Source organism: Roseivirga sp. UBA838, assembly GCF_002296035.1.
GTDB lineage: Bacteria > Bacteroidota > Bacteroidia > Cytophagales > Cyclobacteriaceae > Roseivirga > Roseivirga thermotolerans.
Genome location: NZ_DBHC01000020.1, coordinates 124,238 through 143,803, shown reverse-complemented (window position 1 = coordinate 143,803; position 19,566 = coordinate 124,238). Strand labels below are relative to the sequence as shown.

The following is a 19,566-nucleotide window of genomic DNA, read 5'->3' as shown; positions in this document are numbered from 1 at the left end:
CGATGGAAAGTGTGCATGTGAGAGTAGCCGAGCTACTGAGTCAAATGGGTTTTGAAGAAGACCTCAAGCAGGATATTCTTCAGACAGGAAGACCTTTGAAAATAATTCAGGGTCAATCGCTCATTGAGCCGGGAATGAAAGCAGCGGAAATGCCTCTGGTGGTTTCCGGTGTTTTGCGGGTGATGCGTGAGGAAGACAGCGGGCGAGAACTTTTGCTTTATGATTTGGAAGGAGGCGATGCTTGCGCCATGTCCATTTCCTGCTGTTTGGGCAATCAGTTGTCTTCGTTCAAAGCGGTGGCGGAAGAAGATACATGGTTGTGGATGGTTCACATGAGTCAAATCGATCATTGGCTGGCTCGTTATCAGTCGTTTCGAAAGTTTATTTTCGATGCCTATCACAATCGGTTCGATGAAATGCTTAGCACTGTTGATAGTATTGCTTTTATGAACATGGATGAGCGACTAATGAAATACCTGCTGGACAAGAAGCAAAGCACTGGTTCTTACATCATTCATAAAACCCATGAGCAGATAGCACAGGAACTCAATACCAGTCGGGTGGTGGTTTCGCGTTTGTTAAAGAAGTTGGAACGACAGGAAAAAATTGAGCTGCACCGCAACCGAATAGAGGTTTTGTAGAGTGCCTTTTACTTCGAGCCATGCGGGTAAATAGTCGTCCTGCATTTTCTAAAGAAATCAGAGTCTGCAAGACTGTACCGTGTAGCAAAAAATCAGTAATCTCTGTCAGTCTTCCAGTGCTTCACAGTGTAGTCCCCATGAGTTCACAATATCCATAATGTCTGCCTCTACAACTTCGTCTTCGGCTTCTATGCGTAGTATTTTATCTCTATCTTCCAGATCTACTGACCAGTCCATAATTTCAGGGCTGTAGGCCAGTAAGGCATTGACCTTTTTTACCTTCAGTTCGTTTTCAATGTTGGTTTTAAAAATAAGGAGTTTCATGACCTTGATATTTATATCTGCAATGTGTTCAAAAAATCACCTAATCGACTGAATATCTTGCCGAAACGGTGAATGAAATGCCCCAGTTGTTGCGCTGAGTTGCTGAGTGGTTATTCATTGGAAAGTGTAACCACCACCTTGCCACCGGAATGCCCCAATTCCTGATAGGCTATAGCCTGTGGCAGCTCCTTAAATGAGTAAATCTTGTCTATAACCGGTACTATGGCCCCGGCTTCTATCAGGGAACCAAGAGTGCTGAGGTCTGCTGTGGAGAACTGGGCTGTCAGTATGCTGATTTTTCTATCCGTTCGAAGGCCTATCCACCAACCGTACAGCATATAGCTGATTAAGTGGCCAAATCCGCCCCAGCCAATGAGCAGGCAGGTGCCATTGGGTTTGAGTAGTTTTTTGGCCGTGCCGGCTGAGCAATTACCTACGGCATCTATTATGAGGTCGAATGCTTTTTGGCAGTTTCTGTAATCTTCCCGGGTGTAATCTATTATTTCAGTAGCTCCAAGCATTTTTACTTTCTCCGCTTTGCCGGTGCTGCACACCGCAGTTACCTCGGCTCCATAGTGTTTAGCCAGTTGCACCAAAAAAGTGCCTACTCCACCTCCGGCCCCTATAATCATTACTTGTTGGCCGGGTTTTAATGAGCCATTGCTGGTTACGCTTTGCAAGGCAGTAATTCCGGCAAGGGGCACCGCGGCAGCCGCCTGATGTGAGATGCCATTTGGTTTTCTAACCAGATGTTGCTGTTTTACGCAAATGTATTCACCAAAGGCTCCTGCTCCCACCGAAAGAATGTCACTGAAAACTTCATCGCCTACTTGCCATTGATTTACGTTGGCTCCTACTTTTTCAATGATACCTGAAAGGTCGGCACCCAGTTTTGGGTTTTTTGGCCTGGAAACACCCAACATTAACCTATAGAAGTAGGGAGTGCCTCGCATGGTGTGCGAGTCGGCCGGGTTTATAGAGGTTGCTTGTACCTTAACGAGCACTTCATCCTCAGCCGGTTCAGGAGTTGGTATGTTCACAACTTCTAGCCCTTCCGGACCGCAGTACCTTTTTCTGATATACCTTTTCATGTTGTTTTGAATTTAATTAATGGAATGACCAAGCTATTTTGAGTTTTTGCCTTCCGGCTCATAAGAAAATACTTCATGTAAAGGAACCTCAAATACCTGGGCAATCTTGAATGCCAGTTCCAGAGTGGGGGAGTATTTGCCCTTTTCTATAGCCACAATGGTTTGTCGCGATACGTCCACTTTTTCAGCCAATTGCTGCTGGGTCATTTCTTCGTTCAGGAACCTGAGTGTTCTTATGTTATTTTGAATTTTATACTTTGCCATTAAAAGCCTCTTTGGTAGTAAAATAGCTGCACCAGATTTTCAACGATTTCTGCAATTACTCCTCCAATAAGAAAAGCCAGGAAGAAAGTGTTTACCGACATTTCCAGGGCCAGTGAACCCATGCCGGCTATAATTCCGAAGATGAAAATAACCTGACTGATGTTTTTAGACTTTAGCTCAATGATCTTGTCGCGCTCATCAGTTTTTGGAATAGACTCACGGGTAATTACCGCATAGAGCACAGAGTACAGTATTTCTATACCTATGCGCACTCCAATGGCTACCAATATGTAGGTCATCATTTCCTTACCCCAGAACTTAAGCAGTTCGGCAGTGTCCATGTGTTCGTAAGGCGAGTTTTTGAAAATGAAGAAAAAGTAAATGGCCGGCACCGCTATGGCACTGACAATGTTGACCAGGTTTTTGTTTTCTCGATATGACATGACTTTAGTTGTATATAAAATTTGACCTTATGTAAAAAATGACGTACTAAAGGTATATAAAGTTTAACATGATGTTAAAAATTTTTTACATTTATTTATAAATAACTGATAATCAGTTATTTGCTAATTGGAAAAAAGTGGTGGCTATTTTATGGAGCGGGCTTTTACGCCTTCAAATGTCATTTTCACAGGCTTAATGGTTCCGTCACTATTGAACTCCATTTTGTCGATGCAGGTCACGCGGTGGTCACGGTCTTCGTTAGGAATGGGGCGTCTGTGATATACCATATACCATTCATCTGTATGGGGCACATTGATGGCCGAGTTATGTCCGGCTCCGGTGGCAACGGTGGTATCGGATTCCAGAATTGTACCAATTCGGTGGTATGGACCGTCTACTTTATCGGCCATGGCGTAGGCTACCTTATAACTACCGTTGGTCCAGCCACCTTCTGACCACATGAGGTAGTACTTGTTGTTCCTAAGGAACATAAAAGGGCCCTCTACATAGCCCTCGGGTGTAATTTCCTTGAAAAGGTTTTCTTCATCCCATGGAATAATCTCTTTAAAGTCAGCACTGAGCTTACCAATGTTGCAATGCCTCCAACCGCCATAGAAAATATAGTGTTGGCCATCGGTGTCTTTAAACACAAATTGGTCGATCGGCTGGGCATCGTTATAGAAATCATCGATCAGGGGTTTACCTAGGTAGTCTCTATAGGGTCCACCGGGTGCATTGGCCACGGCAATACCAATGCCACCCGTGTGGTTAATGTTGTCGTTGGCATTGTATAGCGAGCTGCCGGGGCGCTGTATATCATTGGCAGAGAAGAACAGGAAGTATTTGCCGTTGTTTTCAATAGCAGCAGGAGCCCACATGGCCTGCCGGGCCCAGCTAATGATGGTAGTGTCGAGTATTCTCTCGTGTTTCTGCCAGGTAACCAAATCTTTAGACGAAAATGCATCGAAGAAAACCTGTTGTTTGTATCGGTTGCTGTAGGTAGGGAATATCCAATACTCATCGCCAAAAACAGTTCCTTCGGGGTCGGCATACCAGCCTTCAAAAATCGGATTGCCCGAGGTTTTGTCGGTATCGGCCTGCTCTCCGGAAGGATGGCAAGAGAGGCTAATGAACAGGATAAACAGGTATGGGTACACCGAAAGGCTATGGAATTGGAATTTTGACATGGCTTTAAGATAACACGAAAAGTACAATGTTAGAATATTCGTTTACTCCGCTTGGAGGCTTTATGAAGATGGGTCAATGTTTTGGTTGATAAGGGATAGGATCAGGTCTATTCGCTCCCTGAGTTGCGGGTAGTAGTTATCCCTTAAAAAGGTGTTGGTAAATATGAATTCCAGTAGCTTATTTTCGAATTCTTCGAGCTGTAAAACGTTTTGGTTGTTGCCCTTAAACTTCCTTGGCCCAAAGCCTACAACTGCTCCGTATTTGGCATATGATCCTCTTCTTTCGTTGACTTTATCAGACAAGAAATTTAAGATGCCTAATCTTGTGCGCTGTACTTCTTCTTGTTCCTGAAATCTAACTCTGGAAAGAATAGATTCCCAGGAGGCCAGAGCTTTTTTAAGCTCGACATCTGAAAAATTGCCCAGCTTGCCGGAATTGGTAATCTCGTTCAATACGCCCGGACTTGGCAAAAATTGCACTTCGTTGACGATGGATCCATATAGTAGAGAGTCGAACTGAGACTCAGTTAATTGAGGAGTGCCGGGGCCGGTATATTTAATAAGCTCCAATGCGTGTCTGAGGTTGGTTTCGTTTATTCTGGATGCTTTGAGAAGAGCCTGTTGATTGAATTGGAACTCATCCCTTAGTCCGAGTAAGTAAACTTGCTCTTCATTTCGGGTCTTCCTTCTTTCGTTCCAGTTGTTTATGCTCAGAGCTATGAGAATACCAATTACCACCAGAGTAATTTCTCCAATGGCATATTTTAGATACTTGCTTTTTGCTTGAGAAACCATGAGTTGAAGCCTTATTTTTCTGAAGAATCCAATCATTTCTTCGGCCTGGTTATGGTCAGAACCTGATCATTTACTCCTGTCATTTGCCAGTGGCCCAGAGATATTGGGATATTGCCAATGCTATTGAGTTGATCGAAAAATTCTTTCAGCTCAAAGTCTTGTTCATTTATGCGGGCATAATCTGCCATGGCGGCTTCCAAAAGGTATTTACCTGTAATGTAGCTGGTGCCGTAGCCGGGTTGTCTGAGGTAGAGATGTTGTTCGAAAATGAGTAACTCCTTTTCCGTTTTCATCCATCCTCTGGGCGTATATTCTGAGTGAATTCCACCGGCTTCTTCCATAGTCATCTCATTGGCATGAGCATAGAGTGAACCCAGGCCTCTGGCTGCCCGTTGGGCAATCATTATATAAACAATTTCTCTAACCCTTGGGTCATCGTTATAAAGGCCAGCGTGCATAAACATTTCTTCTACGGCAGTGGCTGTTCCTTCATTTCTGGAGTCAAAAATATTGTAGAGCAGAGGTCCTCTTCTAATTTCGCTAGAGTGGGGTTCATTGTCCATTCTGGCCAACTCAAACCAGTGATAGAAATGGGAGTATAAGGGGCGCGCATCATAGTGCTCACCAATGGTAAAGAAGTTGCGCTTTTCTTCGGGAATATATTCTCCCAGATGGGCCCTGAGGGCTGGAGCAAAGTAATCTTTAACGCTTACTATGTCTTCATTATTCAGAAAGTTAAGCAAGCTTTTGGCCGACCGCTCGGCCATTTCATTGTAGGCTTCAGGAGAGCTTACTGCTTCGAGCTGCGGAAGAGTTCTGTTTCGGTGCTCTTCGAGCTTGAGGGAAGACCATGCTCGGGCTAGCTCTCTTTTCAACAACATTACCTCATCTTCCCAGGTCAGCGGTACTAAATGTACATTTTGTAGATACCAGGTATAGTTTTCTTTACCAATGCCGGAAGGGCCTGTTTTATTGGCTGACTCAGTCTCCAGCCATTCTGCAAAGCTATTTGTAGATGCAATGGCCTTATCTATGGCCTTGGTCAGTTCCTCGTCTGCCAGAATGCCTTCCCTTGTTTTTATGGAGGCAAGGTTGGCCGATTGTGTTTTGATGTCTCTTATACCGGCTATCCAAAGATCTCTGGCATTGCCGATTAAGTTTTCTTTGGCTTGATCATTAAATGCAGGAATAGCCTGAATTCCTTTCAAAAAACTATCTCTCTTATCCGCACTCAAAGGAAAGTCATAAGTCCATACCTCAACGGTGCCGTGATTGGTTGGGCCTTCATGGGCAGGCACATCGCTTCGTTCCATCCAAACGACTTTGTAGTAGGCCGGGTCTCTTTGCCATGGTTTCAATATGCGATGGTTAAAATCATAGCCATTCATCTCTGCCCAAACAATATGATAGTCTACCTGTTCGGAAATGCTCCAGCCCGTGGTGTCCATAGATAGTAATCGGTTTTGAAGCTTCTTGAACTCACTCCACCTCTGGTTAAAAGTGGTTTCTCTATAGTCAGGAGCCTCATTGTGCAAGGGTGGCTGCTCAAAAGTGCGCCATTCTTTGAAGAGAGCTGTCAGGTCTTTATAAGATGCCTGGGTTTTTACATCGGTCTGATTTTTAGTGTTTTCACAACTTAAAAAAGAAGCAAAAATGAGAAGGAGTATAATTCTTAAGGTTGGCATAGGGTAGATTTTGCTATGATCAAGTTAAGTATTCCTGAGGCTATTAAAAATCCTTCCGGAAAATCTATGATATGCAAAAACAAGCAGGGTGACCGTGCGATTACCGAGCACCAAAAGGCAGAGATGCCGGGCACTCCGAGAGCCAATTTTGTGTGTAAAGCCACCTCCAAAGCAGAGAAAATGCTAGGTTGAGCCTTAAACCCAATGGTAGCCAGCCATGGTAGCTTCAGCCTTCCGTAACTTTAGTTACTTTTACAGCTTCTGAGCCGGCCTACTTTTGTGTCAGCTAAATCAGAATAAAGTGAAGCAGTTTTTACCAATACTTTCCTGGCTACCTAATTATAAAAAGTCGCAGTTCAACGGTGACCTGTTTGCAGGTTTAACGGTAGGGGTTATGCTTGTGCCTCAGGGAATGGCCTATGCTTTGATAGCGGGGCTGCCTCCCGTCTATGGTTTGTATGCTTCGGTAGTGCCTCAACTCATCTATGCCATTTTTGGTACCTCAAGGCAACTATCGGTTGCTCCGGTGGCCATGGATTCACTGTTGGTAGCTACGGGAGTATCGGTAATGGCCACCGAAGGCAGTGAGGCGTATATTACATATGCCATCATGCTGGCCTTTTTTATGGGAGCTGCCCAGCTTTTGCTGGGGCTTATACGTATGGGGTTTATTACCAACCTGTTGTCGAAACCTGTCATTAGTGGCTTTACCTCGGCCGCGGCACTCATTATAGGGCTCAACCAACTCAAATACATTTTGGGGGTAGAGTTAGAAAAGAGCAATCAGGTGTATAAAATACTATGGAGTGCCATAGGAAAACTCAACGAGACCCATGGTATTACCTTACTGATAGGCATTTTGGGTATTTTTCTTATAAAAGGCAGTAAAAAGATTAGCTCCAAATTGCCGGGGGCATTGTTGGCCGTGGTACTTGGTATTGCCGCGGTAAGCCTTTTAGGACTCGATAGCCGCGGTGTGAGTATTGTAAGAGATGTGCCGCAAGGTTTGCCGGCTCTGGTTATGCCCGACCTTTCGTTGGAGACTTTTCAAAAGTTGTTGCCACTATCGCTTACCATTGCAGTGGTGGCCTTTATGGAGGCTTTTTCTGTGGCCAAAGCCATAGAAGCTAAAAAAAGGAATTACAAAGTAGTACCCAATCAGGAGTTGGTTGCTCTGGGGGCGGCCAATATAGTGGGGTCCCTATTTCAAAGTTATCCTGTTACCGGGGGCTTTTCCCGTTCGGCTGTTAATTATCAGGCAGGGGCCAATACACCAATGGCATCCATTATTTCGGCTGTTTTAGTGGCTCTAACCCTGTTATTTCTTACCCCACTCTTTTATCATTTGCCGCATGCAGTTTTGGCTTCCATTATAATGGTGGCTGTGGCTGGGCTTATAGATCTGGGCTATGCCCGAACTTTGTGGAAAACCAACAAAATAGAGTTTGGATTGTTGCTGGCTACTTTTCTGGTCACCCTCCAATTTAGCATGGTTCCCGGTATAGTTACTGGCATAGTGCTTTCCATCCTCATTCTTTTATTCAAGGCTGCCAATCCCCATATAGCTGTGTTGGGCAGAGTAAAGGGACTGGAGGAATACCGAAATGTGAAACGATTTGTTGATGTGGAAACCTGGCCTGAACTGTTAGTCATGAGGGTTGATGCACCTTTTGCCTTTGTCAACATTCAAACCATTAAAGATAGAATACTGGCAGAGGTCCATAAAAGAGATGGCAAGCTTAAATTTGTGGTGCTCGATGCCGCTTCTGTGGCCTATGTAGATGCCACTGGTGTAATCGGGTTGAGGGAGTTGATGGATTCGTTGGCCGAAAAAGGAATACGTATTCTCTATGCAGAGGTAATTGGCCCTGTAAGAGATACTTTCTATCGAAACCGGTTGGTAGAAGGCGAAGCCAGCGAAGTGTTTTTTCTGACCACCAACGATGCGGTAAACTACTGCCTCTCCGGGGAGTATGCCAATGAAAAAGTGGCCTTGGTAACTCAGCGCAATACCTAGTGTAACTTTAGTTACCACCGATAAAAGTAGAAGATGTTTACTTTGAACTATACGAACTGAAAATTGAGTTTACAACGATAATAAAGAACAATGAAGATAGATCAGATTTACACCGGATGTTTGGCCCAGGGAGCCTACTACATTGAAAGCGATGGAGAGGTGGCCATTATAGACCCACTGAGAGAAACCCAACCTTATGTGGATATGGCTGAAAAGAATAATGCCAAAATCAAATACATATTCGAGACTCATTTTCATGCCGATTTTGTTTCGGGGCATCTCGACCTGGCGCAGAAGACAGGAGCAACCATTGTGTATGGTCCCGGAGCCACTACGGAATTTGCCATTCACCAGGCAGCGGATGGAGAAGAGTTTCAACTCGGGAAAGTGAAGATCAGAGTACTTCATACGCCTGGTCATACGCTGGAAAGTTCATGCTTTCTGTTGATTGACGAAAAAGGAAAAGAGCAGGCTCTTTTTAGTGGAGATACACTCTTTATTGGAGATGTGGGGCGCCCTGACCTTGCTCAAAAAGGTGATATTACTCAGGAAATGCTTGCCGGAATGCTGTATGACAGCCTGCGCTCTAAAATAATGACCCTCCCTGATGATGTAACTGTGTATCCGGCTCATGGTGCCGGCTCCGCTTGCGGAAAGAACATGAGCAAGGAAACAACGGATAGTCTCGGGAATCAGAAAAAAGTGAATTATGCACTTAGAGCCGATATGAGTAAAGAAGAGTTCATTAAAGAGGTGACGGACGGACTTTTACCCCCTCCTCAATATTTTGCCCAGAATGTGGCCATGAATAAATCGGCCCAAACGCATGGTGTAGACAAAATTTTAGAGCGAGGTAAGGTAGCTCTCGATGTAGAAACTTTCGAAGCCATGGCCAACCACGAAGGAGCCCTGGTATTGGATACCCGTAAACCTCAGGAGTTTGCTTCAGGCTTTATTCCCAATTCCATCTTTATTGGAGTTGACGGAAGCTTTGCCCCCTGGGTGGGTGCTCTTATCCCCGACCTGCAACAACCTATTGTCTTTATTGCCGAAGAGGGCCGTGAAGAAGAGGTAGTTACCCGTTTGTCACGAGTGGGCTACGACAACACCCTGGGTTACCTTGAAGGAGGTATCGAAGCCTGGAGAAAAGCCGGCAAAGAGGTAGATACAATCACCTCAGTGAAGGCCGAGGTGCTAAAGGAAAAGCTAGAGGAAGGTAGTGCCAACGTATTGGACGTGCGTAAGCCGGGAGAATATGAGGCCGAACATATTGAGAAGGCGAAAAACACTCCTTTAGACTTTATAAATGACGAAATGCATCGCATTGAGAAAGACACGGAGTATTACATCCATTGTGCAGGAGGCTATAGATCCATGATTTTTTCATCGATACTAAAGTCTCGTGGCTATGACAAAATTATTGATGTACAAGGAGGAGTAAAGGCCATAAGAGAAGTTGGTATTCCTCTTACCGACTATGTCTGTCCTTCTACACTCAAGTAGATAAACCGATAACAAAAACCCTCAAGGCTGGCCTGCTTACATGAACTCTTTTAGGGGCCGGCCTTGTTCGGAATTTCTTTCCAACTATTTCCAACCATTAATTTATCAATACAATGTTAGAAGCTATTAAGCAGCCATGGCCGTGGTATGTGGCCGGGCCGGTTATTGCCTTTGTCATGTTCGCCCTTATTTATTTTGGTAACAGCTTTGGCCTTTCTGCCAATTTTAGAAATATATGTTCTGTATTCGGTGCCGGTAAGTCGTGCGATTTCTTTGCCTTCGATTGGCGCAAGCAACTTTGGAACCTCGTTTTTCTTGCCGGTACGGTACTGGGAGGGTTCATTGCTTCGCAGTTCTTAATGAGTGACACCTCAGTGGCTATTTCCGATGCTACTGTGGTCGACCTTAAAGCGTTGGGTATCAATAATCCGGGAAATGGTTTTGTGCCAGCCGATCTCTTTAGCTTTGAATCGCTACTCTCGCTAAAAGGAGTGGTGTTTTTTGTTGTAGGAGGCTTTTTAGTCGGTTTTGGTACGCGCTATGCCGGTGGTTGCACCAGCGGACACGCCATTAGTGGCCTAAGTGATTTGCAGCCGGCTTCGCTTGTTGCGGTGATTGGCTTTTTTATTGGTGGCTTACTTATGACCCACCTTTTACTCCCTCATTTACTCACGCTCTAATTCTGTTGCCATATGAAATATCTTAAATATCTGGTACTTGGGATTGTCTTTGGTATTACCCTCACTAAGGCAGAAATCATCTCTTGGTATAGAATCTATGAAATGTTCAAATTCCAGGCTTTTCATATGTATGGGGTAATAGGTTCTGCCGTAGTGCTCGGCATCATCATCACCCAAATCATAAAACGAACCCGTATGAAAACCCTGTCGGGGGAGCCTATTGTTATAAGTCCAAAGAAATTTTCAATAGCCCGTTACCTAATTGGCGGAATCATATTTGGGCTGGGCTGGGCCATGACAGGCGCCTGTCCGGGGCCAATGTTTATTTTAGTTGGTAATGGTGTATTCGTTATATTGGTAGCCATTGCATCGGGTTTGCTAGGAACCTATGTATATGGACGCATCAAGCATAAACTTCCACATTAGTGATAAAGCGATTCATTCTTTTACTGGTGCTTTTAAGCACTCCTTTTTTAGGCAAAGCGCAGAAAGAGACCAACAAATCACCTCTGTCAATTAAAGGAGTCTTGGGTAGCCGTTATATATCTACCCACAACCGTGGAGAACTGGCGGACTTCAATGCTCTGATTGGTCAGGGTATGCTGAAGGCGAGCTATAAGGCAAAGCCCTGGTTAAAGTTTTCGGCCCAGTTCAATGGGGTGTATATACCTTTTAAAGACGGGTTGCTGCGTGTAGATGCTGCAACCGGATCGGGCCCCATTTATGAGGGCAACCTTTGGAACGATAGACTTATGTCCGGCAATACGCAGTTTAGTCTTCCCGTACTGAATGCCGAACTAGAGTTTAAGAGTCAGTTTCTTACGCTGGGTCGTTTTACTAAAGAGTCGCCCATCATTAACCCGGAGCCATGGCCCTTTCCCAATGCTATGGAGGGTGTTTGGTATGAAAACTATAGTGCAGAATCTACCTCGTGGCAACTCGGAATAATCCGGAGGATTGCCCCCCGGTTTTCTGGAGCCTTTGAGGTGGTAGGGGAGAGCATTGGTGTTGGTGCAACGGGAGTGGACTTTGATGGCAATACTGCTCAATACAGAGGGCAGATCGATGCCGGGTTAATGCTCATTGCCAATGTTCAGCAACAACTCAACGAAAAGGCCTCTATAAATCTTTGGAATTACTTTGTGCCGAACGTTACCAATACTTTTATTGCTGAGTCTAAGCTCCATTTGGCTGATCCGGCCATAAACATTTCCGGAATGGCCATAGTACAAAACCGTTTAGGCGATGGAGGCAATGCCGCTGAGAGCCTGACTTATCAGAGGGATGATTTAGCGTTGTATCTGGGACTCAGATTGGAAAAACATTTGGAAAAAGATGTTTTTCAGATGAACCTATCCCGGATTAGTGCGGATGGACGACTGCTGTTGCCACGGGAGTGGGGGAGAGAGCCGTTTTATACGTTTCAACGCAGAACCCGGGTTGAAGGCGCGAGTGATGTTTGGGCCATAATGCTCAAGTGGCAAAGGTCTTGGGTAACGGATAAGTCTCTCTATCGCTTCTTTACTTCTATAGGAAAAAACAAGATGCCATTGGCTACCGACTATCCGAGGAACAAATATACTTTACCATCGCATGTACACTGGGACGCTTCCCTGCGTTACCAGCCCATTGCCGGAGATGGTAAGATCACTGCAGAGATTTACCTTGCTTATCGCTTTCTGGCCGAAGACATTCATACTAACTATAATGTCTTAATTAATCGGGCGGACTTCTTTCATGCCGACATTATTTTCAATTATAATTTCTGAGGTCTAACACTTTGAGTCTCATTTTAAAATATTGAAATTCAGAGGTATGAAAGAGTTCCGTACGGCCTTTGCTCGCATTCGTCTGTTGTTGTTGCTTTGCGGCTTACTGCTGGTAGTTGCTTTTTCCGGAATTCTGGGGGCTCAGCTGGGGTGGGCGGATGCATGGCTAAGCTATGAGCAAGCTGTGGAGCCGGAACCCTGGAGACCCAGAGACATAGCTACAGACCTGTCAGACCAGCAAGCCAATGCCGGGTTAATCAGGCTGGGGCATGACCTTATTACCCGTACACCTGAACTCATAGGCCCGTTGGCTGAGGATGTGTCTAAACGATTTGCCGGAAATAACCTAACCTGCCAGAACTGCCATCTAAAAGCAGGGACCCAAGCCGGAGCAGGGAGTTTTGTGGGAGTATATAACCGATTTCCTCAGTTCAGGGCCAGAGAAAACAAAGAGGGTTCACTCTTTGAGCGCATTGATGGCTGCATGGAGCGTAGCATGAATGGAATAAAATTGCCGGCCGATAGTGAAGAAATGAAAGCGATGGTGGCTTATATGCAGTGGTTGAGCGAAGAGGTTCCGGTGGAAGAAGAAGAAAAATACAAAGGCTTTACTACACTGGAGTTACCGGAGATAAAAGCAGATTTAACTATCGGAGAAGCTGTTTTTAAACGCTACTGTGTAGCTTGTCATGGCGAAAATGGTCAGGGAATAAGAGCCGGTGAGAATACGATGTATCAGTACCCTCCGCTGTGGGGCTCCGATTCGTACAATCATGGAGCCGGTATGCATCGGGTAATTACCGCTGCTGAGTTTATTAAAGCAAATATGCCTTATTTACTGGCTACCTATGACAAACCCGTGCTTACCGATGAAGAAGCCTATCATGTGGCGGCTTACATCAATAGTTTTGAAAGACCCCAAAAACACAATGCTCAAGCCGATTTTCCCGATGTAAAATTAAAGCCTGTGTCTACTCCTTATGGACCCTGGGCTGATACTTTTCCGGCAGAGCAGCATAAATATGGCCCATTCCAACCCATAATGCGGTTTTACGAGCAACAGTATAATATCAAAAAGAACAAATGATTAGCTCATTCTTCCGCTCAGGTTGTTGACAATAAGCGGTAGACAATCGGATACGAAGCGGTCTTCTTTGCAGTAGTGGATGTCGGCAGTGCCACTGCTTTGAATTTCAGGAGGAGTGATTCCGCAGCAAACTATGATTTTTCGATTCTCAAAATTTCCAGACTCAGTAAGTTGTTTGACCAGACGATAGTTTTCGGAGCTGTTGAAGCCAACATTGAAAACATAGGTATCAAAGTCCTTTGATGACATTTGATTTTGAAGTTGACCGAACGAGCACGATTCGACCATTAATTCCGATTCTTCTAACCAATAATTCTGAATTAGCTCAGAAAAAAGCTCCCTCAGATTCTCTCGGTCTTCCACCAATAGGACTTGAGCCATAATTTTATTTTGAGTTCTTAGTTTGGTGCTTTTGCACCGTTTACGAATCTAATTCTATGTGTGACAAATAACAAAAAAATGTATGTCAAAATTTTCTTGAAAAGTGTTAAACGGCAAAAAAATGACAATGATCAGTTCGCGAGGTAATCTAAGTTGGCGAACCCGCTTACAATCAGTTGCATCTTTGCATTGTTCAAGCCACAGTCACAAACTGTAAAGTATGCTTTTGAGAACCTCTTTTGAGAGTGTACTCTAAGCTGGCATTCAGGCTTAGAACGAGATGATTTTGAATATCATTGTTTAGTGATATTGGTAAGTTGATGGTTGGAAGCCCTGACGATACGCGTCAGGGTTCTTTTTTTTGAACATTTATTGAGTTACCGAATTATATAGGCATGACTAATAATGGTAATTTGAAAGAACAAGAAATTGACAGAGTAATAGAAATGGCCTGGGAAGACCGCACACCCTTTGAGGCCATTGAGCATCAATTTGGATTGACGGAAAAAGAGGTGATTGCCTTAATGCGCAATGAGATGAAAGCGAGTTCTTTTCGGATGTGGAGAGCCAGAGTTCAAGGGCGAAAGACCAAGCATACCGCTTTACAAGCCTCCGATAAATTTAAAAGTAGTCTTCAGAGAGAGATTTCCGGAAACAAGATTAGTAAGAGGTAAATGGTTGGTTAGACCACTGCAGATGGTCGGGCCGATATAAATAGTTGCTAAGGAAGTATCACAAGGGTATTTGAGGCCTTGCCGCCATAAAAGGAAAAACCCGGAATTTCCGGGTTTTAAGTGCGCACGAGAGGAGTCGAACCTCCATGCCCGAAGGCACTGCCGCCTGAAGACAGCGCGTCTACCAATTTCGCCACGTGCGCAAGGGAGGGCAAAGATAACTGAAAAATGATTCAATAATCAATGCCCAAATCATAAGTTGTTAATCTCCTTCCCCAAACCTTTCATCGCCACACATTCTAACCACCTTGGGTTCGAAAGTGCCTAGTACATCAATCAGGTCGGTTTGCTTGGCCATTACCTCATGAATGTTCTTATACACCTGAGGGGCTTCGTCCAAACCGGAACCGATCAAAGTCACTCCGGCTTTTTTGATGTGCTTCTTCACTTCCTTTTTAGAGAGTGTCTGCTTGGCTTTGGTTCTGGAAAGTACTCTTCCTGCTCCGTGCGAAGCCGAATTGATGGAATCCACATTCCCCTTGCCTTTTACAATAAAGCCTGGTGAAGTCATTGAGCCAGGAATTATTCCCAACACCCCTTCGCCTGCAGGGGTAGCACCTTTTCTATGCACAATGATCTCGTTTCCATCTGCATCTCGCTCTTTCCAGGCAAAGTTGTGGTGGTTTTCGATCAGTGCCAATGGTTGCTCACCCAGGGCCGCAGCGAGCCTATCGTGGATTTGGTGGTGGCATGCCGAGGCATAGTCACCTGCCAAATTCATGGCTTGCCAGTATTCCTGACCCGCTTCGGAATCTAAATCCAACCAGGCCAGATGTTTGGCTTCTCCCGGTAACTTGGTCATATCCATGGCCAGCTTGGTGTAATGTCTCGCGATATTCGCACCAAGTCCCCTCGATCCCGAATGGGAGAGTACCGACAGATACTTGCCAACCGGCAGGTTGAATTCATTGATCTCCGAGTGGATTTCAGTAATACCGAACTCCACAAAGTGGTTGCCACCTCCGGAAGATCCAATTTGCTTCCAGGCCGTGTCTTTCAATGATTTCAAGATGTTGATCTCATTGAACAGTCCTCTATCTAACACCTCATGGTCTTTTGGCCTTTTAAATACCGCCTGACCGAATTTGGTGTTCTCCATTAGCATGTCTTTTAACTCATCAGTGTTTTGATGCACAAAAGCAGGAGGGATGTCATACATGGTCATGCACATTCTGCAGCCAATGTCTACGCCAACTCCATAAGGGATCACTGCATTTTCAGTAGCCAATACACCACCAATTGGCAGTCCGTAGCCCTGGTGTGCATCGGGCATTAGTGCACCGTATTTAGTCACCGGCAATTTCATGGCAATCTCCATTTGGTTGATTGCCCCTTGCTCAATGCCGTCTGCCCCATATATATGATATGGTATACGCTTTTCCCTCAAAGCCAGTGTTTCATTGTGCTCAGTTTTGATGATCAGGGCCATCGCTACCGGACCCCAAGCCTCGTGTTTTAAATAGAGACCTGGGTTTTCGACCACCTTTTTCAACATGGCTTTTTTATGTAGTATGGATTTGCCCTTGTAATGCTCTTCTATAGCCTTGATGGCTTCGCCAATGGCTCTACCTTCAGGGAATCCGAGCTTTCTCAGGTCTTTTCCGCTTAATTTTCTCGTTGCCATAATTTCCAACGTTTCTTCAATCGTTTATACTTATTTCGCTTGATGTGGTCTTTCAGGTCGTCCACATCGTAGTTGTCAAGGGCTTGCATCATGCCTTTTCGGTATAAGGCAATAGCCTTCTTAAACTGACCCTGAGCCTCTGCTGCCTTGCCTAGGTTTTCATAAGCAAAGGTTTTATTAAAGCCTTCCACCTTGATGGCCTTTAGCATAAGTTTTTCCAGACCCGGGTACTTCTCATTATCCAGATAGAGCTGTGCCAGGTTGTCGTATGCATTTCTGTAATCTGGCTTAAATTTTATTGCCAGCAAATAATGCTGTTCAGCTCCCGCTTTATCATCAAGGCCGTATTGAAGTAGGCAAGCCATTCTAAAATGAAGTTTGGCACTACCAGGTTCTTCACACAATCCTCTCTCAAACCATCTTTTGGCCTCATCATCTTGGCCATTATCTATAGCTTGATCTGCCATCTGAATAATACTTTCTATGTATTCTTCGTAAATGTCCATTTTTGTCTTATTTGTAACCCCTTAGTTTTCCGGATATCTCTCACATGAGGAGCGAATTTTAACACTCCCCCATGACTGGAGGAGTGAACGCAGGTAAGGAGTTGCTACCACAGCAAAATCAATCGCTTTGCTCGACATCTTTTGATGTTTGTCCTGATCACTTGCATCTCATGATCGTTCAAACTCCATTTCAAAGCAGCTTTGTAGTGCTTTACCGCTTTTCTACTTTTTCCGTGGACCTCTTCAATCCTGCCTAACTCGTTGTAGATAAAGGCAAAGTCTACTCCTGGAATAGTTTTAGCTTTTTCCAGAATGTTTCGCTGTTCTTCAAAACGCTTTGCATCGAAAAGGAAGTGGGTCATGTGAATGTACACCGCACTGTAGTTTGGTGAATATTTCATAGCCAACTTCAAGTGCCTTTCGGCCTTTTCTAAGTCTCGCAAATGGTTCAGGTACAACCAGCCTAAGTGGTTGTGAGCCTTACCGAAACATGGCTCTTCAACCAGAGCCGCCAGCAGATAACTTTCGCCTTCAAGCCATTCCTGTCTCTCGAAGGCACTTTCTGCATCTAAAATGTAATTCTCTAATGCATAAGCAGTCATGGCCTATTCATTTATTGTTAAACATGGATTGAAGCGACCATCGCTTCAATGAGACTTCATTGAAGTCTTGTGGAAATGGTAGGATTCGAACCTACTCAGCCTGAGGCACTGGTTTTACAGACCAGCATAACTCTCCTTCGTTATCGCATTTCCATTGAGGTCATTGTTCCTTCCAATTGGCACTCAACCAATATTCCGGTTCAACGACCTGCTATTTGCATTGGAGCTTTTTCAAACATCACAGTCCGAACGAAAGACTGCTTGAGGGCTTTAACCCTGCCTGCGGCAGGCAGGCTCTCTCCAAGTTGAGGAGACGCTCGTTCTGCCTCTCCTTTAGCTTCTTGACCCCTTTGTCCTGCGGACATTTCGCCTTGGTAAGGGGAAAGAGGAAGGGGCGTCTTCATCATCAGTGATCTATTACTGCCACTGAACTACGGTATCATTTGTCGGCCCACGGGGACTTGAACCCCGAACCACCAGCTTATAAGACTGGCACTCTGACCTGTTGAGCTATGGGCCGTTTTGAGTCGGGAACCGGATTCGAACCGGTGATGTCAGTTTTGCAGACTGAAGCCTTGCCACTTGGCTATCCCGACAATAAAAAAAGCCCGGCCTTATGCAGACCGGGCTTTTCAATGCCGTGTATACGGAATTGTCAAGTCATATTCTTCCCGATCTTATTTTGCAAAAGACATATTTCACCCAGGCCAAAATCACTGTGATTTGGATAGGCTGCCGGTGATAGCCATGTAACCTCTAAGCGTATACTGTTCTTTTGCATTTTCAAATTCATTTAAAACAAAAAACCCGAACCAATTGGCCCGGGTTTCTAAGTGTCTTTATACTTAAGCTTAACTTATATTCCGGAACCGTAGCACATCACAATCATTGTAACCCAATGTTTCCATTGGTTGTATACTGCTGATATGTGAGAATAGTGCTTTCATTTCTTATGTGGCACAAAGGTAGAAAAAGAGATTTTAAATTTGCAAGTGTCTGTAAATCGGAGGTCAAATTACTTCTCTATATATAAAAAAGTTAAGTTACTGAAAATCAGAAGTTTAATTTGAGGGAAAAAATTAAAAAAAAGATTAAACACAAGTAAAAATTCGTAAAACCGTTTAAGCAATTATTTAAATGAATCATGACTTTTAGCCAGAAGGGAGAACGGTTCTTGTGAAAGCTTACTATAATGCATCACAATTAAAGTCAGACCATGAAGCAGTTGTTCACTCTATTTTTACTGTTTTTCGTTTTAACTAAGGCTCAGGCTCAAACCTCGGTTTGGAGAGTTAGTTCAGGGGAAAATGAAATTTACCTTGCAGGTTCTATCCATTTGCTAAAAGAGTCGGATTACCCGCTTCCAAAAGAGTTTGATATTGCTTTTAATAAGTCCCAGAAGGTTGTCTTTGAGACGGATATTGACAAGTTAAATGATCCTCAGATTGCTCAAGTTTTGCTTTCTAAGGCCATGATACCTGATAATAAAACTCTGAAAGATGTTTTGAGTGAGGAGGTCTATAAAAAGTTGGAACAGGAGTGTAGTAAACTGTCAATTCCGCTGGCTTCTCTTTCCAGGTTTAAGCCTTCTATGGTTATAGTAACCATGTCCGGAATCAAGCTCCAACAAATGGGCGTTACCGCAGACGGTGTTGACCAACATTTTCATAAGAAAGCTAAGGAGCATGAAAAGACTTTGGGGTTTTTAGAAACTGTTGAGGAGCAACTTGATATACTCACTAGCATGGGCGAAGGAAGCGAAGATAGTTTTGTTAACTATTCTTTAGAGGATATGGACGATATGGAGTCTGCGATGGATGAAATGACGGAAAACTGGAGAAATGGCTCCTCAGACCTGATGATTACTCAGTTAACCGAAATGAAGAATGAGTATCCGAATATATACAAATCCATCATGGTGGATAGGAATAATAATTGGATACCCCAGATTGAAGGGTTTATAAATGATGAAGTAATTGAATTCGTAATTGTCGGTGCACTTCATCTGCATGGTCCAGATGGCCTTTTAAACATGCTAAAAGCAAAAGGATATAAGGTTGAACAACTTCAATAGGTTGCACACCAACCCATTCCAAAAAAGGGGTAGCTACTTTACAATGGCTACCCCTTTTTATCTTTTAGGTCTTGAGGTTTATAATATTATAGGGTTACTCATTTAGATCACATTCGTTAGATTCAGTATACTATCCACAAGCTGTGTCCTCACAGCGT

At 44.2% G+C, this 19,566-nt stretch carries 21 protein-coding genes and 4 tRNA genes; 10 read left to right on the top strand and 15 right to left on the bottom strand.

Annotation, left to right across the window (positions count from 1 at the left end):
• Positions 1 to 2 precede the first annotated feature (2 nt).
• Positions 3 to 641, top strand: a complete 639-nt coding sequence (locus B3O12_RS07745) for a Crp/Fnr family transcriptional regulator (protein ID WP_286755865.1) — start codon at positions 3 to 5, stop codon at positions 639 to 641.
• Between the two features lie 105 nt (positions 642 to 746).
• Here B3O12_RS07745 and B3O12_RS07740 read toward each other — a convergent pair whose 3' ends face one another.
• From B3O12_RS07740 to B3O12_RS07710, 7 genes are all read right to left on the bottom strand, one after another.
• Positions 747 to 965, bottom strand: a complete 219-nt coding sequence (locus tag B3O12_RS07740; protein ID WP_189629611.1) for a hypothetical protein — start codon at positions 963 to 965, stop codon at positions 747 to 749.
• Between the two features lie 110 nt (positions 966 to 1,075).
• Positions 1,076 to 2,056, bottom strand: a complete 981-nt coding sequence (locus B3O12_RS07735) for an NAD(P)-dependent alcohol dehydrogenase (protein WP_286755864.1) — start codon at positions 2,054 to 2,056, stop codon at positions 1,076 to 1,078.
• A gap of 33 nt (positions 2,057 to 2,089) precedes the next feature.
• A complete protein-coding gene (locus B3O12_RS07730; protein WP_189629613.1) occupies positions 2,090 to 2,320 on the bottom strand; it encodes a helix-turn-helix transcriptional regulator in 231 nt (76 codons plus the stop codon).
• Complete coding sequence (locus B3O12_RS07725; RefSeq protein ID WP_189629614.1) at positions 2,320 to 2,763, bottom strand: hypothetical protein; 444 nt, start codon at positions 2,761 to 2,763, stop codon at positions 2,320 to 2,322. The genes B3O12_RS07730 and B3O12_RS07725 overlap by 1 nt, the downstream gene beginning before the upstream one ends.
• A 144-nt stretch (positions 2,764 to 2,907) precedes the next feature.
• Entirely contained in the window at positions 2,908 to 3,951 is a 1,044-nt protein-coding gene (locus B3O12_RS07720) for a glycoside hydrolase family 43 protein (RefSeq protein WP_286755863.1), read from the bottom strand.
• Positions 3,952 to 4,011: 60 nt separating this feature from the next.
• Entirely contained in the window at positions 4,012 to 4,746 is a 735-nt protein-coding gene (locus B3O12_RS07715) for a DUF6090 family protein (protein WP_286755862.1), read from the bottom strand.
• A gap of 32 nt (positions 4,747 to 4,778) precedes the next feature.
• Complete coding sequence (locus B3O12_RS07710; protein WP_286755861.1) at positions 4,779 to 6,431, bottom strand: hypothetical protein; 1,653 nt, start codon at positions 6,429 to 6,431, stop codon at positions 4,779 to 4,781.
• A gap of 15 nt (positions 6,432 to 6,446) precedes the next feature.
• Between B3O12_RS07710 and B3O12_RS07705 the strand changes: the two genes are divergently transcribed.
• The 7 genes from B3O12_RS07705 (at position 6,447) to B3O12_RS07675 (ending at position 13,487) form a co-directional block, all read left to right on the top strand.
• Complete coding sequence (locus B3O12_RS07705) at positions 6,447 to 6,623, top strand: hypothetical protein (RefSeq protein ID WP_286747091.1); 177 nt, start codon at positions 6,447 to 6,449, stop codon at positions 6,621 to 6,623.
• Between the two features lie 109 nt (positions 6,624 to 6,732).
• Positions 6,733 to 8,448: a SulP family inorganic anion transporter gene (locus B3O12_RS07700; RefSeq protein ID WP_286755860.1), complete on the top strand. Its 1,716-nt coding sequence runs from the start codon at positions 6,733 to 6,735 to the stop codon at positions 8,446 to 8,448.
• 90 nt (positions 8,449 to 8,538) lie between these two features.
• Positions 8,539 to 9,951 (top strand): MBL fold metallo-hydrolase, encoded by a 1,413-nt coding sequence (locus B3O12_RS07695; protein WP_286755858.1) that lies wholly within the window; start codon positions 8,539 to 8,541, stop codon positions 9,949 to 9,951.
• 113 nt (positions 9,952 to 10,064) lie between these two features.
• A complete protein-coding gene (locus B3O12_RS07690) occupies positions 10,065 to 10,631 on the top strand; it encodes a YeeE/YedE family protein (protein WP_286755857.1) in 567 nt (188 codons plus the stop codon).
• Between the two features lie 12 nt (positions 10,632 to 10,643).
• The gene (locus B3O12_RS07685) at positions 10,644 to 11,057 is read left to right on the top strand and encodes a YeeE/YedE family protein (RefSeq protein WP_286747097.1); all 414 of its coding nucleotides are present in this window, start codon (positions 10,644 to 10,646) and stop codon (positions 11,055 to 11,057) included.
• Positions 11,057 to 12,400 carry a hypothetical protein gene (locus B3O12_RS07680; RefSeq protein WP_286755856.1) on the top strand — a complete coding sequence of 448 codons (1,344 nt, stop codon included), beginning with the start codon at positions 11,057 to 11,059 and terminating at the stop codon, positions 12,398 to 12,400. Before B3O12_RS07685 ends, B3O12_RS07680 begins: the two co-directional genes overlap by 1 nt.
• 46 nt (positions 12,401 to 12,446) lie before the next feature.
• On the top strand, positions 12,447 to 13,487 hold the full coding sequence (locus B3O12_RS07675; RefSeq protein ID WP_286755855.1) for a c-type cytochrome: 1,041 nt from the start codon (positions 12,447 to 12,449) through the stop codon (positions 13,485 to 13,487).
• On the opposite strand, the gene B3O12_RS07670 is transcribed toward B3O12_RS07675, so the two are convergent.
• The gene (locus B3O12_RS07670; protein ID WP_189629624.1) at positions 13,488 to 13,868 is read right to left on the bottom strand and encodes a hypothetical protein; all 381 of its coding nucleotides are present in this window, start codon (positions 13,866 to 13,868) and stop codon (positions 13,488 to 13,490) included. It abuts the gene before it with no gap.
• Between the two features lie 395 nt (positions 13,869 to 14,263).
• Here B3O12_RS07670 and B3O12_RS07665 point away from each other — a divergent pair, with 395 nt between their 5' ends.
• On the top strand, positions 14,264 to 14,542 hold the full coding sequence (locus B3O12_RS07665) for a TIGR03643 family protein (RefSeq protein WP_286755854.1): 279 nt from the start codon (positions 14,264 to 14,266) through the stop codon (positions 14,540 to 14,542).
• 121 nt (positions 14,543 to 14,663) lie between these two features.
• Here B3O12_RS07665 and B3O12_RS07660 read toward each other — a convergent pair.
• The 7 genes from B3O12_RS07660 to B3O12_RS07630 form a co-directional block, all read right to left on the bottom strand.
• Positions 14,664 to 14,745 (bottom strand) — tRNA-Leu (locus B3O12_RS07660).
• Between the two features lie 59 nt (positions 14,746 to 14,804).
• Positions 14,805 to 16,226 (bottom strand): RtcB family protein, encoded by a 1,422-nt coding sequence (locus tag B3O12_RS07655; protein ID WP_286755853.1) that lies wholly within the window; start codon positions 16,224 to 16,226, stop codon positions 14,805 to 14,807.
• Positions 16,208 to 16,732 (bottom strand): hypothetical protein, encoded by a 525-nt coding sequence (locus B3O12_RS07650; protein ID WP_286745317.1) that lies wholly within the window; start codon positions 16,730 to 16,732, stop codon positions 16,208 to 16,210. Before B3O12_RS07650 ends, B3O12_RS07655 begins: the two co-directional genes overlap by 19 nt.
• Positions 16,733 to 16,836: 104 nt before the next feature.
• The gene (locus B3O12_RS07645; protein WP_286745315.1) at positions 16,837 to 17,334 is read right to left on the bottom strand and encodes a tetratricopeptide repeat protein; all 498 of its coding nucleotides are present in this window, start codon (positions 17,332 to 17,334) and stop codon (positions 16,837 to 16,839) included.
• Between the two features lie 70 nt (positions 17,335 to 17,404).
• Positions 17,405 to 17,487, bottom strand: a tRNA-Tyr gene (locus B3O12_RS07640).
• Between the two features lie 293 nt (positions 17,488 to 17,780).
• Positions 17,781 to 17,854, bottom strand: a tRNA-Ile gene (locus B3O12_RS07635).
• 5 nt (positions 17,855 to 17,859) lie between these two features.
• Positions 17,860 to 17,930, bottom strand: a tRNA-Cys gene (locus B3O12_RS07630).
• Between the two features lie 620 nt (positions 17,931 to 18,550).
• On the opposite strand from B3O12_RS07630, the gene B3O12_RS07625 reads away from it, so the two are divergent.
• Complete coding sequence (locus B3O12_RS07625; RefSeq protein WP_286755852.1) at positions 18,551 to 19,408, top strand: TraB/GumN family protein; 858 nt, start codon at positions 18,551 to 18,553, stop codon at positions 19,406 to 19,408.
• Positions 19,409 to 19,566: the final 158 nt, after the last annotated feature.